This is a genomic window from Bacillus sp. MMSF_3353 (genome assembly GCF_030733445.1).
In the GTDB taxonomy this organism is placed as follows: domain Bacteria; phylum Bacillota; class Bacilli; order Bacillales; family Bacillaceae_G; genus Bacillus_A; species Bacillus_A wiedmannii.
This window is the reverse complement of the sequence record NZ_JASHJA010000001.1, coordinates 457,742-473,987: the sequence shown is the minus strand read 5'-3', so window position 1 is coordinate 473,987 and position 16,246 is coordinate 457,742. Positions and strand designations below refer to the sequence as shown.

The following is a 16,246-nucleotide window of genomic DNA, read 5'->3' as shown; positions in this document are numbered from 1 at the left end:
AGGTACTTCTATGAGACCATTACAAATTTCTCCAGACACTGCAGTCCGCCTATCAAAAGCATTAGGTGTTCCACTTGAACAACTTATGCATATGCCGCAGCACATTCTAATTCAAAAGTTAGTTGAATTAGAAAAACAAAATAAAGACGAAGAATAATACAGTCCTGTTTTGCAGGGCTTTTTATTATTTTCTATTATATCACGGATGACTTCCCTACTAAAATCCTTTAACAGATATACTATGATTCCATTTAATCTTTTTTTCAAACATTTATAATCAATAAATTAAAACCCCTCTTTTAATAAAAGAGGGGTTTCTTACTACTCATTTCAGTTACTCAAATTATGCATGTTTCTTTTCTTTATTAAAAATCATAAACAATTTATACAACCCTAAAGAAGCTGGAATATTTATAAATGCAAATGCTTCATAAGTATAATGAGGAGCTGTTTCCCATAGTAATAAGAAAGTAAACACCCCTAACGTACTAATCATCGCAATTCGTATAACTTCCGATTCATTTTCATCTTTCTTTTTATAAAGTATAACAGCCGCCAGAACAGCTACATAAACAAATAATTTGATAACATACGAATATACAGTAACGATTTTATACTTCGTTGTACTATAGTTCGATACGTAATTAGTTATCGTGTCGTTCTTCTGCTCAAACCATTGTCCAATACGGTACATGGAGAACTGACTTGATACCCATTCTCTAGTTATTTTTTCATTTAAATGGTGTACATAACCCGTTACACCAAATTCACTGAAACGCTGCACTATAACTTCTTTATTGTGTTCATTTAAATCCTTCGTATTCTTTATGTTTTCATCATCAATATAATCTGCATCTGCCTGATTCCACACACCGTACGTATCTTTGTTCAACCCCATTTTCACCCAATGAGTGAATGGAATTTTTTCAATTTCATTATCGGTACTGAGATTTAGCTTTGTCGTTATACTTTTAAAACTTACAATAAGGATTAAACAAAATAAAACACTACTTAACACCTTTACAGAATACTTCTTACGAAATTTAAAAATATTCTCAATTAAAATCGCTAACGCTAACGCCAATGCTGTCGGTCTTATAATATAAGTACAAGCCGCAAAAACTCCTAATAAAATCCATAAAATAATCTTCAACCTTTTTGTTTCCGCTGTTTTCAAACATAAATATGTATACATCGTTGCTGAAATAAAAAATATTACTAATGTATGCGTATAGAAAACTGGCGCCTGCCAATATATAAAAACGTTTAGCACAGATAACACGATCGATATGTGAGCAACTTTAAAGTTTGTAATTTTCCTTACAATCAATACATTTAAAATAATACTACCTGTTATACATACTATTGGTAATATTTTTATCGCCACATCTACGCTTCCTACCAATTTAGCAAAATATCCTCCTAATAATACAATATGTGTATTATATGGATAAAATAGAAGCTGTCCCATTTCTAAAAATTGATTATCTCCATTAAACACAGAGACAATTCCTTGTTTAAGGATGGCATAATCTCCTACAACAGGGTTAAATGCGATAGAAGTAATCATTATTTCCGTCGTCAAAATGATTACGATACCTAAAGCAATCATAATATTTGTGTACGTTCTTTTCATTTTATTAATAACCCATTTATAATACATAAAGAAGAGCGCAAATAAAAGCAACGTCGCCGCTAGAACAGCACCGACTTTTTTGGGAGTGTACTCCTCAGTCGGATAAGGAAATTCACCACTCATCAAAATTGTTTTGGGGATAAAAAATTTACTTACTATCATTGAAAATATAGATAAAAACACCGTCATAACAATGATTGGGTAAGCTCGATTCACTATTTTTTTTAAAGTCATTCATCCATTCTCCTATATCTCTAACTTTCCAAATATAACTGCAACAGCAAGAACTCCCATAGCTGCTACTATTCCTAGCCAAGTTAATATTTTATTTTTCATTCCCCTTCTCCCTATCTATACCTATTTAATTATCTTATAAAAAACTCACTTATATGTAATATTACTAAAAACAGGATTTATCTTCCATGATATCAAATGATCTCTTGTTCTCAATAAAATAAAAAGACCAACGAATTCTAAAATTCATTGGTCATTAAATAAAAAGTTCATTGGTTTTACATTTAATATCGAGTATAAATTTAAAGAATGATTAAGCTTTACTAAAACTTAAATCCCTTACTATCTTTACTCTCAGCTAGCCTTATGTTCAAGTCTCAGCTTATCCGCAACCATTGCGATGAACTCGGAATTCGTAGGTTTTGCTTTTGACATGGATACTGTATAACCGAATAAGGACGAAATAGAATCAATATTCCCACGACTCCATGCTACTTCAATTGCGTGACGGATTGCACGCTCGACGCGGCTTGCTGTTGTATTATATTTCTTCGCGATATCTGGATACAATACTTTCGTAATAGATCCAAGTAATTCGATATCATTGTACACCATAGAGATTGCTTCCCTTAAGTACATATACCCTTTAATATGAGCAGGCACACCGATTTCATGAATGATACTCGTAATGCTCGCGTCTAAGTTTTTCGGTTTTCCATCTATTGTAGTTGCTGAACGGAAAGATGGAAGTGGACGTTTAATGGTAGCGTTCGCCTTACCGCTCACTTGACGAATATGACTCGTTAAATTCTCCATATCAAATGGTTTTAATATGAAATATGAAGCACCTAAATCAACAGCTTTTGTCGTCACATCTTCTTGTCCAAATGCTGTCAACATAATTACGCTAGGCTGTCTTAGCCTTTCAATATTTCGCATTTTCTCTAGTACAGCTAAACCATCTAAATGTGGCATAATAATGTCTAAAACAAGTACATCCGGCTGCTTATCATTTAATAAATTTAAACACTCTTGACCATTATAAGCAGTACCGATTACTTCCATATCATCTTGAGCAGCTACGTAACTCTCTAGCATTGATACTAATTCTTTATTATCATCTACAAGACAGACTTTAATTTTCTCCACAGCTTTTCCTCCCTTACCGAATCGATTCTCCGACATGTGTATCCTTCTAGGCTACATGAATTGTTCGACAATTGTGTGAAAATTCCCTTTTAAAGTTTGTTACTTTCCGATAAAATCACAAAAAAATATGTTTATCGTTCATTTATTCCCTTTCGCAACACATTCCATCATAGAAATACAACGAAACGTTCAACCCTTTTCTTTTATTTTACAACAAAAAACACCTCTTGCGGAGCTTTTACAAAATTTCAACGAATTTTTCAAAAGAAAAGCGAGCTAATTAATAATTAGCTCGCTTTTCTTTCTTGTTCATAAATGTTAATTCCAGCCTCATGTAACATCCATTCAATATGAACACCATATCCTGACGTTGGATCATTTACAAATACATGTGTAACAGCACCAATTACTTTCCCGTTTTGTACAATTGGACTTCCGCTCATGCCTTGTACGATACCACCCGTTTTCGCTAATAAACGTTTGTCTGTTACTTTTATTACCATGCCTTTTGTAGCTGGAAACTTTTGCGGTACTGTACTTACAACTTCAATATCAAACGCTTCCACTTTATCTTTATCAATAACTGTTAATATTTTTGCCGGTCCCTCTTTTACTTGATGAGATAGTGCAATAGGCATCGCTTTATCCATTACGCCATTTGGTATATTTGTATTCAATTTCCCGAATATACCAAATGGACTATTTATTGTAATATTACCAATCACTTCACGATCTGGTGAGAACCTCGCTAATTTCTCTCCTGGATTCCCATGACTACCTCTTTCAATTGATGTAACTGTCGAACGCATAATTTGTCCATCTTCGACTTGAATCGGCTTTTTCGTATCGTTATCAGAAATGACATGACCAAGTGCCCCATATTTCATAGAATCAGGATGAACAAATGTCATTGTTCCGATTCCAGCTGCCGAATCACGAATATATAAACCAATACGATAAGACGATTCTCCACTGTCTTTTTGTGGTGTTAACTTAGTGCGGATATGTTTTCCATCTCTTAACAAAACAAGATTAAGCGGTTCACCTGTCTCACCACTATTATGAATAAATGGTGCTACATCACTCATTCTTTCAATTGTTTTACCATTAATTTCAGTAATCATATCTCCAATTTGCACACCAGCTGTTTCACCAGGAGATACTTTCCCTTTTTCAGTTTGAATTAAATGATGGCCTACAACAAGTACCCCTTTTGTATTTAACTTCACACCAATTGATTGTCCACCTGGAATAACTTTAAAATCTTTCAATACTTTCACATTTACTTTTTTCACTGGAAAACCAGCAAGCTGAAACACCATATCTGCTTCACCATTTTGATGAGGATTTACCATAAGTCCTTGTTTTTGTTCATTGGAACTTACTGTAAACACATGACGATCTGTAGATGAAGCGTGAAAAACTGGTAATGAAGCTATTTCTGATTGTTGCCCTTCAAAAACAACAAGTTGCTTCGGGGATGAAATAAACGTCCGAAGCGGTTTAAAACACCCAATAAAAACTAAAGAAACAAGGAGACAAAGACCTATTATTTTGCGAAATCTTTCTAATCTCAATTTGTTCACTCTCCTCGCTCCTACCCCACATTCAGCCTCTTGGCTTCACTTTTTAATCTCTCCTTGCAGTGCTTTATTTATAACCGGAAGAATTAAGAAATCATTATTTGAGAAAAAAAGCTATCCATTACTGGATAGCCTCTGCTGTCTGTTTAAAATGATGCGCTTGCGTAAGTAATTCTTTCGCATGTTCTGTCGTTAAATCTGTAATTTCCACACCAGAAATCATTCGAGCTATTTCTGTTACTTTATCCTCCATAGTTAAAACGGTAACTGATGTAATTGTCCGATCATTCGCTACTTGTTTTCGAATAAATAAATGTGAATCCGCCATTGAAGCTACTTGAGGTAAGTGCGTAATACAAAGTACTTGCGAGTTTACTGATACTCGATAAATTTTTTCCGCAATAGCCTGTGCAACCCGACCACTTACACCAGTATCCACTTCATCAAAAATAACAGATGCAACACCTTGATGCTTAGAAAAAATGCTTTTTAAAGCCAAAATAATACGAGATAACTCTCCGCCAGAAGCGACCTTTGAAAGTGGTTTTAGCGGCTCACCTGGATTTGTTGAAATATAAAATTCCACATGATCGTAGCCATCCGCCGTAAGTCTTACCGGGGCACCCTCAACAAGAGGCTCTTCAGCATTTCCTTCTCTCTTCATGATTCTCACTTCAAATTTTGTTTTCTCCATATATAATTCTTTTAATTCCTGATGAATGGCATTTGTAAGATGCTCTGCAAGCTCATGACGCATATTACTTAACGACGTTGCTTCTTGCAGAATAACACTTTCTAATTCCTTTAATTGCTTCTTCGTCGTTTCAATATGAACGTCTTTATTTTCAATCGTAAAAATTTCTTGTTCAATTTTATCAGCATACGCTAAAATCTCTTCTACAGTATTTCCATATTTTCTCTTTAGCATACGAATTTCATTTAAACGCGTTTCAATTTCGTCTAAACGCTTCGGATCATATTCCATCATATCGAGCTTTTCTCTAAGTTGATATGCAACTTCTTCTAATAAGTAGTAGCTATTTGCAATTGAATCATGATTTTCTTGATAAACTTCATCTAAATGTGTAATACTCTCCATTTGTCCCATTGCGCTTCGTACATTATCTAACCCTTGTCCGTCAGCGCTTAATGAGCGATATGCATCGCCTAATGCTTTGTAAATTTTTTCGAAATTAGAAATTTGCAATCGTTCTTCAGTTAATTCAATTTCTTCATCCATCTTTAAATCCGCCTTACTGATTTCTTCATGCTGGAATTGAATTAAATCTAAGCGATGCGCCATTTGTTGTTCATTTTCACTTAACGATTTTAACTGTTTTTTTAATTTCTCATAGTCAGCGTATACATTTTGATATATACCCAATTGTTTAACAATGCGATCTCCATCAAAATGATCAAGCATAAACATATGACGCTCTTCATTCATTAAATCTTGTGTTTCGTGCTGCCCATGAATATCAACAAGTGTTTTTCCAATTTCCTTTAATATACTAAGGGTGACCAGTTTCCCATTTACACGACATACACTTTTTCCGTTTGCAGCGATATCACGCTTCAAAATAATCATGCCGTCTTCTATTTCTATATCCAACTCTTCTGCCTTTTCAATACACGGATGCTTATCATCTTCTACATAAAATAGCCCTTCTATCTCAGCTTTTTCTGTTCCGTATCGAACAAATTCCGCTGAACCACGGCCACCTACAAGTAAACTAATCGCATCAATAATAATCGATTTTCCGGCCCCTGTTTCACCACTTAAAACCGTTAACCCTTTTTGAAAAGAAATATTTAATGCCTCAATAATAGCAAAGTTTCTAATCGATAATTCCGATAACAATGCCCCATTCACCTCGTTATAAACTAATCCCCTATTAAGGGCTTTTCTCAGTTCTTCATTCAAATAGTCAAACTATATGTTTGTATGTATAAATTACTTTTCTAACCGCTCCATTGTACCAAACATTCGTTTTACGGGTCAATCCACCTATTTTCTAATTTTATTCAAAGAAAATATTATATTACAATTAAGAATTCACATTTTTAACCAATAAAAAAATCCTGTTCACTTTCCACTTTACAGAGGAAAGCAAACAAGATTTTTTTTACAACATATTTAAGAAACGATCAGAGACAACACCTGTATCTTCAGGTGTACGGCAAATAATTAAGCAAGTATCATCACCACAGATGGTTCCGATGATCTCATCCCACTCTAAATGATCAATAAGTGCTCCAAGTGAATGAGCGTTACCAGGCAATGTTTTTAGCACAAGCATATGTCCTGCCGTGTCTAATTTTACAAATGAATCCACTAGATTGCGTTTTAATTTTTGTAACGGGTTAAATCGTTGATCTGCTGGCAAGCTATATTTATAGCGCCCATCATGTAATGGCACTTTCACTAAGTGCAGTTCTTTAATATCGCGCGATACTGTTGCTTGCGTTACATTAAATCCCTCATTACGTAAAATATCAACTAATTCATCTTGTGTTTCAATTTCTTTGTTCGCAATAATTTCCCTGATTTTAATATGGCGCTGACCTTTATTCATACATTTGCACCTCACACTATCTCTTACCATAGTTTAAACATTGGTATACTTCACTTATTTATGTTAACTTATAATTCGTTGCTTGTACACAATTGTTTTTACAATCATTATACAATTACAACAAAAAGAGGAACAACATATGTTATTCCCCTTTTCCTTTTTGTTTTAGGACATCATGCGCCTCTGTAACTACTTGCTCAACAGAAACTGGAGAATGATTTTCGCCATTCTCACGTTCACCATGCCATTTCAGATGAATTAAAAATTCAATATTACCATCCCCGCCCGTAATTGGTGAGAATGTTAAACCTTCTACGTCGTATCCTTCTTTTATAGCAAAGTCGACAATCATTTCTACGACAGCCTCATGTACTTTTCGATCACGAACGATACCTTTTTTCCCAACTTGCTCTCTTCCAGCTTCAAACTGTGGTTTAATTAACGCTGCTACATCCCCATTAGGCATAAGCATTGTTTTTAAAACCGGCAGTATAAGCTTTAATGATATAAATGAAACATCGATACTAGCAAATTGCGGTAAACCACGTTCTAAGTCTGCTGGTGTCACGTAACGGAAGTTTGTCCGTTCCATTACGACAACACGCTCATCTTGACGCAATTTCCACGCAAGTTGATTGTATCCTACATCTAATGCATAAGATAATTTCGCTCCGTTTTGAAGCGCACAATCTGTAAAGCCACCAGTTGATGAACCAATATCTATCATAACTTTATCTTGTAAATCCAGGTGAAATGTCTCCAATGCCTTTTCAAGTTTATAACCACCACGGCTTACATACGGCATAACTTGTCCCTTCACCGTAATCTCTGTATCTTGTGGGATCTTCTCTCCTGGCTTATCAAGTCTCATCTCATTCGCATATACAAGTCCGGCCATAACGGCGCGTTTTGCTTTCTCACGTGTTTCTATAAGTCCTCGCTCTACTAATAGTACATCTACTCTTTCTTTTTTTGCACTCATTTGTTACGCCCTTTTTTGTTTTGATGGAATCATTGTATGAATACGGTCTACAACAGCATCTGTCGTTAAACCAATTTCTTCTAATAATTTTGTTACACTACCGTGCTCTATGAAACGGTCTGGAATACCCATTCGTTCAATTAACGCACTATGGTACCCGTTCTCAGATGCAAATTCAACTACTCCCGTTCCAAAACCACCAATTAAGCAAGCTTCTTCAATCGTTAAAATCGGTATATTTTTCCCTAAGAGATCATGTAAATATGCTTCATCCATCGGTTTAATAAAGCGAGCGTTCACTACTTTCACTGAAACTCCAGCCTTTTCAAGACGCTCAGCTGCTTCCATTGCCATTGGTATTGTCGTACCAAATGTTAAAATAGCCGCTTGTGTACCTTCTTTTAACGTTTCCCAAGTACCGATTGGAATCGCCTTTAATTCTTCATCCATATGAACACCAAGTCCATTACCGCGCGCATAACGTAATGCGATTGGTCCATCTTCATATTGCATCGCCGTATATACTAAATGTTGCCCTTCATTTTCATCTTTCGGCATCATAAGTACCATATTCGGCAAATGACGTAAGAATGAGATGTCAAATACACCTTGATGCGTTTCACCATCTGCTCCTACTAAACCAGAGCGATCGATTCCGATGAAGACGTTTAAATTTTGGCGACATATATCATGAACAACTTGATCATATGCTCTTTGTAAAAATGTTGAATAAATCGCTAAGAATGGCTTCATTCCTTGCGTTGCCATACCCGCCGCCATTGTTGTAGCATGCTGTTCTGCAATACCTACATCAATCATACGATCCGGGAATTCTTTTTGGAATTTCTCAAGTTTCGATCCAACAGGCATTGCAGGTGTAATTGCAACGATACGCTCATCCGTTCTCGCTAGCTTAAGTACTGTATCACTAACAACAGCACTCCATGCTGGTGCAACTTCTTTCGGTTTAACGAAGTCACCTGATTCAATTTTATAAGGTCCTGTTCCATGCCAAGTTCCAATAACATCACTCTCAGCTGGTTTATAACCTTTTCCTTTTTTCGTAATAACATGAACAAGCACTGGGCCTTTTGTTTTCTTTGCATATTGCAACGTTTCGAATAACTTTTCATAATCGTGCCCATCAACTGGACCTAAATATGTAAAGCCTAATTCTTCGAAAAAGACACCGGATACTAGTAAATATTTAAGACTATCTTTTATTTTCTCTGCTGTCGCAGCAACTTTCCCACCGACTGCTGGGATTTTCTTTAATATATACTCTAGTTCATCTTTTACCCAATGGTATTTCCCTGCGGTACGTAGACGTCCAAGTACATTATGAAGCGCACCAACGTTTGGTGCAATTGACATTTCATTATCATTCAAAATAACAATCATGTCTGTTTTTTCATGTCCAATATGGTTCAATGCCTCTAAAGCCATTCCGCCGGTTAGAGCACCATCTCCAATGATTGGTATAACATATTCTTTCGTTTTCTTTAAATCACGTGCTAGAGCCATTCCCATTGCAGCAGATAATGATGTCGAGCTATGGCCAGTTTCCCATACATCATGCTCACTCTCGCAACGTTTTGGGAAACCACATAGACCTTGATATTGCCTTAATGTACCGAATTCCTTTGCACGTCCTGTTAAAATTTTATGTACATAGGATTGATGTCCTACGTCCCATAAAAATTTATCTTTCGGACTATCAAATAATTTATGCAGAGCAATTGTGAGTTCTACTACACCTAAATTAGGTGCAATATGTCCACCTGTTTGAGAGAGCTCTTCAATTAAAAACTTACGAATATCCTCACTCAATCCCTCTAGTTCACCGATAGACATATCTTTCAAAAAACTAGGGTTTTGAATTTGCGTTAGATCCACATGGATCACTCACTTTCATTTCATAATCTGTCAACATGTCAAATATTATAAAAAACATTTACACAAAACAAGAAATTATCTTTTTTTATTTTTCACCTTGTCCTGCAATTAACCAGTCTATTGCGCCCTAATCCTATTATAAACCATATTTCTTTAGGCGATGAAAAAAATAGCCGCTAACACGAAGTGATAACGGCAATGTAATCTACATATATTTTTGCCAATAACAAGAAAAGAAAAACCTTTTCCTACATTTATATCATAAAATGATGAATGACTCAACAAATGGAAACGCTGTTATATTAGTTATTACGTTTTGCAATCAAATCGCAAATAGATAGTAAATATTCATCTTGTAATTGCAAGGAACCAATAGCACCTTTTGCTTTTGCAATTGTTTCTTCTAAAATATCCTTCGCTCTATCTACAGTAAATAACGTCGTATATGTGCTCTTTTCGTTGGAAACATCACTACCAATCGGTTTTCCAATCTCTTCTTCGGTTCCTTCCACATCTAAAATATCATCTCGAATTTGGAAAGCTAGGCCGATATATTTTGCAAACGCAAGTAACTTTTCTTCTTGTTCTTCTGTGGCATCAGAAAGTATCGATCCTGCAAGTACAGCGAATTCAAGTAGTTTCCCAGTCTTATGCTTATGAATATACTCCAACTCATCAATCGTAAGCTGTTTCCCTTCAGCTTCCATATCTGCCACTTGTCCGCCAACCATTCCTTCTGGTCCTGCCGCTTTTGCAAGCTCAAGTACAAGTCTTACTTTTTTTTCAGCAGAGATTTCCTTTTGTTCATATGCCATAATAACTTGAAAAGCATACGTCAACAAACCATCGCCTGCTAAAACTGCCATCGCTTCACCAAATACTTTATGATTTGTGGGCTTACCTCTTCTTAAATCATCATCATCCATACAAGGTAAATCATCATGAACTAACGAGTATGTATGTATCATTTCAAGAGCACAAGCTGCACCTATTCCAAGATTTCTTTCTTTACCAAACGCTTGTAATGTCGCAAATAAAAGTAACGGGCGGAGACGCTTTCCACCCGCTTCCAAAGAATATGCCATCGCTTCACGAAGTACATTTGGACATTGTAATTCATTTGCATAGCTTACAAGCTTCTCTTCTACGAAAGTTTTACTTTCTTTCAAAAAAGTATCAAAAGCAATAGTCACTATGCTTCATCTCCTAAAGCAGTAAACGGTTCAAGCTCTCCATCTTCCCCAAGAATAACTGCCATTTGTTCTTGTACGTTCTTCAACTTCTCATCACAAAGCTTAGATAATTCCATACCCTCTTTAAAATAAGAAATTGCTTCTTCTAAAGGTACGTCACCTTTCTCTAGCTTAGAAACGAGGTGCTCAAGTTGCGAAATTGCCTCTTCAAAGCTTAATTTATTTTCCATTATTCAATTCACGCTCCTCTATGCCTGATACGCTACAATCTAGTATTCCATCTTGTAATTGAACTGAAACAGCATCTCCAAGGCTGACATCTTTCACACTTTTTAACACTTGCTTCTCTTCATCATATACAAGCCCGTACCCTCTCATCATTACTTTAAGCGGACTTAACGCTTCAAGTTTTTGAGCAGCTCTTACAAAGGCAAATTCTTTCGTTTGAAGTAATGTTTGCATTTCACGTTGCAATTGCTTTTGCAATGTTTCAACCGCTACCTTCGTTTGCATAATTTTTTGAGCTGGGTGGTGCTTCTCTAAATAAAATGAAAGCTGTTTTAACTGATTTACCTTTTTATCAATATAGCGCTCTTTCGCTAAAACAAGCTGTTCTAACGCTCTATCTAATTGCTCTTCTTTTTGCTCATATACTTGTCTTGGATAACGGAACGCATAAGATTTTTGCAATACTTGTAGTTTTTCTTCTTTTTTATGTACTAACTCTCTCATTGCTCTTTGCAATCTTAGAGTTCTTTGTAATACCTTTTCTTGTAACTCTATAATGTTAGGCGCTGCCAGCTCAGCTGCTGCAGTCGGTGTTGGCGCACGTAAATCGGCAACAAAATCCGCAATTGTAAAGTCCGTTTCATGGCCTACTGCCGAAATAATAGGGATCTCACTCTTAAAGATTGCCCTTGCTACCATTTCTTCATTGAAAGCCCATAACTCTTCAATAGAGCCTCCCCCTCGCCCAACGATTAGGACATCTATCTCTCCCATTTCATTCGCTGTACGAATCGCTTGTACAATTGAGGGAGCTGCTGACTCCCCCTGTACAAGTACCGGAAACACAATAACATTTCCAATTGGATAACGACGTTTAATCGTTGTTATAACATCACGAATCGCTGCCCCTGTTGGCGACGTAATCACACCTATTGTTTTAGCGTAAGGAGGAATTGTTTTTTTATAAACTTGAGAAAACAAACCTTCTTCCTCTAAACGAACCTTTAATTGTTCGTAAGCTAAATGCAGGTTTCCGACTCCGTCAGGCTGCATGTCTTGAATATAAATTTGATAAGAACCACTCGCCTCGTAAACGGAAATTTTCCCTTTCACAAGTACCTTCATCCCATTTTCAGGTCTGAATTTAATATTACGATTATGACCCGCAAACATAACCGCTGCGATTCTTGCATTTTCATCTTTCAATGTAAAGTACATGTGGCCACGACTATGATTTTTAAAGTTGGAAATTTCACCTTTTAACCAAACAGACTGCAAATGCGGATCATATTCTATTTTTGTTTTTATATAGCGTGTTAACGCTGTAACGGTTAAATATTGTTTTTCCATTTCTCTCTCCTCATAGCCGACTCAAATTATTTACAAACGACACCTGCACGCTTAGCAGATTCAACAGTATTATGAAGAAGCATTGTGATCGTCATTGGACCAACACCCTTTGGCACAGGTGTAATGTAACCTGCAACATCTAACACGTTGTCAAAGTCAACATCACCACAAAGTTTACCTGTTTCTAAACGGTTCACACCAACGTCGATTACAACCGCTCCTTCTTTAATATAATCAGCTGTTACCATTTTAGGTCGTCCAACAGCTACGATTAAAATATCAGCTAACTTCGTTAACTCTTTCATATTTTGCGTTTTAGAATGACAATATGTGACAGTTGCATTTTCATTTAAGAACAATTGCCCCACTGGCTTGCCGACAATATTACTTCTTCCAATTATTACAACATGTTTTCCTGAGATATCAAGATTTGTTTCTTTTACTAATTCTACGATACCGTGCGGTGTACATGGAAGGAATGTATCTTGTCCCGTCATCATACGTCCCACGCTGATTGGGTGAAATCCATCTACATCTTTTTCTGGTGAAATTCTTTCAATGATAGCTTTTTCTTCAATATGTTTTGGTAAAGGTAATTGCACTAAAATGCCATTAATACGGTCATCGCCATTTAAGCGATCGATTTCAGCAAGCAAACGCTCCTCAGTAATTGTTTCAGGAAGTTCAATTAGCTCTGAATAGATTCCTACTTGTTCACAGCCCTTTTCTTTTCCTTTTACATAAGAACGAGATGCTGGATCTTCTCCAACTAGAATAACTGCTAATCCTGGTACAATCCCTTGCTCTTTCAACTTCACAACTTCTTCTGTTAATTGTGCTCGTTTTTTCTCCGCAACTTCATTTCCTTTGATGATTACTGCTACCATTTTAAGATTCCCCCTTAAAGAAATTACAGTGTATCTTTTATATTAGATAAAACGCCGTTAATAAAACGACGAGATTCCTCATCCCCAAATGTTTTAGCAATTTCAATCGCTTCGTTAATTGTTACGTTGTGTGGAATTTCTTCCATGTATTTCATTTCATACACAGCTACACGTAAAATACTGCGATCAACAATACTAATACGCTCCAGCTTCCATTTTTTTAAGTTTTGACGAATCGCTTCATCAATTACTTCTTTATTTTCTACAAAACCTACTACAAGTGATTCTAAAAAATCATTTGTTTCTTCACCTTCATCTAGCGTGTTTTCCACCGCTACTTTCGGTTCTAATTCACCTGTAATATCCATTTGGTATAATGCTTGCATAGCTCTTTCTCTAGCCGTCCTACGTTTCATTGTAACTCTCCTTTATGCTTCAAGTCTTTCCTTATGCTTTGTTATATTATTATAATTTATAAGCCGTCAATTCACTTACTCTTACAGTTTTCATTGATTTTCCAACCTTATAATACAATGATAATAACACAATTTATCGTTTCACACACGGGTTACAAGGCTGAAAAATAATAAAAAGATTAACTTCAAGTTCCATATCTTATCACAATGTACGTTTTTTGGAAAAACGAAACATCTTCTTTTTGATTTCTTATTTTTTGAAATAGTATAATAATTAGAGGGTTTTAATTTGTGAAGAAATGAAACGATAAAAAAGATGCCTATGTTACTAGGCACCTTTTTCATTCTTACACTGGTTCAATTTCTGTTTTTTGTGTTTCGAATGTTACGCCAACGATGTGAACATTCACTTCTTTTGGCTCAAGCCCTGTCATTGTAAAGAGTGCCTGGCGAATGTTGTCTTGAATCTTTTGTGCAACAACTGGAATTGCTACGCCAAAATACATTACAACATAAAGGTCAACGATAATATCTTCGTTTGCTAATTCAACCTTTACACCTTTACCATGATTTTTCTTACCTAACTTCTCAACAACATCTGTAGCAAAATTACCACGCATTGCCGCTACACCTTCTACTTCAGCAGCTGCAATACCTGCGATTACTTCAATTACTTCTGGTGCAATTTCTACTTTACCAAGAGTTGTATCTTGACCCATATCTAACATATGTTCAGCCATGAAAAAAAACCTCCTTTAATGTATCACTGCGTCACAAGTTCATGCTCTTCCAAAAACTTCGTATTAAACTCACCTTTTACAAAATCAGGATGATCTAGCAATTGCAAATGGAACGGGATTGTTGTATGTACGCCTTCAATGACAAACTCACTGAGTGCACGCTTCATTTTTGCAATTGCCTCTTCACGTGTTTTTCCGTGAACAATTAATTTAGCAACCATCGAATCATAGAAAGGTGGGATTGAATATCCCGGATATACAGCTGAATCGACGCGAATACCAAATCCGCCTGGTGGCAAGTACATTTCTACTTTACCTGGGGATGGCATAAATTTTTTGGCAGGGTTTTCCGCATTAATTCGGCATTCAATTGCCCAACCATTAAATTGTACTTCTTCTTGCTGTAACGATAACTTTTCTCCAGAAGCAACACGAATTTGTTCTTTAATTAAATCCATCCCTGTTACCATTTCAGTAACTGGATGCTCAACTTGAATTCTCGTATTCATCTCCATGAAATAAAAGCTTTTCGTTCTATATTCATAAATAAACTCAACCGTACCAGCACCTGTATAATCAACCGCTACCGCCGCTTTAACTGCCGCATCACCCATCTGCTTGCGAACATTTTCATCAAGTGCAGGTGATGGACTTTCTTCTAGTAGTTTTTGCAAGCGGCGCTGAATTGTACAATCACGCTCTCCTAAATGAATGGCATTTCCATGTGTATCTGCCATTATTTGAATCTCAACATGGCGGAAATCTTCAACGTACTTTTCTAAGTATACACCAGGGTTCCCAAAAGCGGTACTAGCTTCTTGCTGTGTAATTTGAATTCCTTTTACAAGCTCTTCTTCATGGCGTGCAACACGAATACCTTTTCCGCCGCCACCTGCAGTTGCTTTAATAATAACTGGATATCCAATTTGATTAGCAAGCTCGATCGCTTCTTCGGTATTTTTAATAATCCCTTGTGAACCTGGTACAATCGGAACCCCTGCTTCTTTCATTGTATCACGAGCAACGTCTTTTGTGCCCATCTTTGAAATAGCTTCTGGACTTGGACCGATAAAAATCAAGTTACATTCACGGCATAGCTCTGCAAAATCTGCATTCTCTGCTAAAAATCCGTATCCTGGATGAATAGCATCGCAGCCTGTTAACTTCGCAACACTAATAATGTTCGTCAAATTTAAATAGCTTTCTTTCGAAATCGTTGGTCCTACACAATACGCCTCATCAGCAATTTGTACGTGAAGTGACTCTTTATCTGCTTCTGAATAAATTGCGACTGTTTCAATATCCATTTCTTTACAAGCACGAATAATTCGTACAGCAATTTCCCCACGATTGGCTATTAATACTTTTTTTATCAT

The 16,246-nt window shown here is 36.2% G+C and carries 15 protein-coding genes; 1 reads left to right on the top strand and 14 read right to left on the bottom strand.

The features are described 5' to 3' along the window. Positions 1–10: 10 nt before the first annotated feature. On the top strand, positions 11–157 hold the full coding sequence (locus RBB48_RS02555; protein WP_001247671.1) for a YycC family protein: 147 nt from the start codon (positions 11–13) through the stop codon (positions 155–157). Between the two features lie 186 nt (positions 158–343). On the opposite strand, the gene RBB48_RS02550 is transcribed toward RBB48_RS02555, so the two are convergent. From RBB48_RS02550 to accC, 14 genes are all read right to left on the bottom strand, one after another. Further along, a complete protein-coding gene (locus RBB48_RS02550; RefSeq protein ID WP_306007361.1) occupies positions 344–1,870 on the bottom strand; it encodes a glycosyltransferase family protein in 1,527 nt (508 codons plus the stop codon). Positions 1,871–2,224: 354 nt separating this feature from the next. After that, entirely contained in the window at positions 2,225–3,019 is a 795-nt protein-coding gene (spo0A, locus tag RBB48_RS02545) for a sporulation transcription factor Spo0A (RefSeq protein ID WP_033658812.1), read from the bottom strand. Positions 3,020–3,306: 287 nt separating this feature from the next. Then, positions 3,307–4,605 carry a SpoIVB peptidase gene (gene spoIVB / locus RBB48_RS02540; RefSeq protein WP_048546381.1) on the bottom strand — a complete coding sequence of 433 codons (1,299 nt, stop codon included), beginning with the start codon at positions 4,603–4,605 and terminating at the stop codon, positions 3,307–3,309. 118 nt (positions 4,606–4,723) lie between these two features. After that, positions 4,724–6,463, bottom strand: coding sequence for a DNA repair protein RecN (gene recN, locus RBB48_RS02535; protein ID WP_000947743.1), 1,740 nt, complete (start codon positions 6,461–6,463; stop codon positions 4,724–4,726). Between the two features lie 265 nt (positions 6,464–6,728). Beyond that, positions 6,729–7,178 carry an arginine repressor ArgR gene (gene argR, locus RBB48_RS02530; RefSeq protein ID WP_001032581.1) on the bottom strand — a complete coding sequence of 150 codons (450 nt, stop codon included), beginning with the start codon at positions 7,176–7,178 and terminating at the stop codon, positions 6,729–6,731. A 142-nt stretch (positions 7,179–7,320) separates the two neighbouring features. Next, complete coding sequence (locus RBB48_RS02525; protein WP_001274751.1) at positions 7,321–8,160, bottom strand: TlyA family RNA methyltransferase; 840 nt, start codon at positions 8,158–8,160, stop codon at positions 7,321–7,323. Between the two features lie 3 nt (positions 8,161–8,163). Continuing rightward, the gene (dxs, locus tag RBB48_RS02520; protein WP_046956368.1) at positions 8,164–10,056 is read right to left on the bottom strand and encodes a 1-deoxy-D-xylulose-5-phosphate synthase; all 1,893 of its coding nucleotides are present in this window, start codon (positions 10,054–10,056) and stop codon (positions 8,164–8,166) included. Between the two features lie 302 nt (positions 10,057–10,358). Continuing rightward, on the bottom strand, positions 10,359–11,249 hold the full coding sequence (ispA, locus tag RBB48_RS02515) for a (2E,6E)-farnesyl diphosphate synthase (RefSeq protein ID WP_000150365.1): 891 nt from the start codon (positions 11,247–11,249) through the stop codon (positions 10,359–10,361). Next, positions 11,249–11,479 carry an exodeoxyribonuclease VII small subunit gene (gene xseB, locus RBB48_RS02510; RefSeq protein ID WP_306007360.1) on the bottom strand — a complete coding sequence of 77 codons (231 nt, stop codon included), beginning with the start codon at positions 11,477–11,479 and terminating at the stop codon, positions 11,249–11,251. Before xseB ends, ispA begins: the two co-directional genes overlap by 1 nt. Further along, positions 11,469–12,827: an exodeoxyribonuclease VII large subunit gene (gene xseA, locus RBB48_RS02505; protein WP_000415269.1), complete on the bottom strand. Its 1,359-nt coding sequence runs from the start codon at positions 12,825–12,827 to the stop codon at positions 11,469–11,471. Before xseA ends, xseB begins: the two co-directional genes overlap by 11 nt. Before the next feature lie 26 nt (positions 12,828–12,853). Beyond that, positions 12,854–13,714: a bifunctional methylenetetrahydrofolate dehydrogenase/methenyltetrahydrofolate cyclohydrolase FolD gene (gene folD / locus RBB48_RS02500; RefSeq protein WP_306007359.1), complete on the bottom strand. Its 861-nt coding sequence runs from the start codon at positions 13,712–13,714 to the stop codon at positions 12,854–12,856. Positions 13,715–13,737: 23 nt separating this feature from the next. After that, positions 13,738–14,130, bottom strand: coding sequence for a N utilization substance protein NusB (nusB, locus tag RBB48_RS02495; RefSeq protein WP_000830244.1), 393 nt, complete (start codon positions 14,128–14,130; stop codon positions 13,738–13,740). 347 nt (positions 14,131–14,477) lie between these two features. Continuing rightward, a complete protein-coding gene (locus tag RBB48_RS02490) occupies positions 14,478–14,870 on the bottom strand; it encodes an Asp23/Gls24 family envelope stress response protein (RefSeq protein WP_000807630.1) in 393 nt (130 codons plus the stop codon). A 23-nt stretch (positions 14,871–14,893) separates the two neighbouring features. Beyond that, entirely contained in the window at positions 14,894–16,246 is a 1,353-nt protein-coding gene (accC, locus tag RBB48_RS02485; protein WP_000592872.1) for an acetyl-CoA carboxylase biotin carboxylase subunit, read from the bottom strand.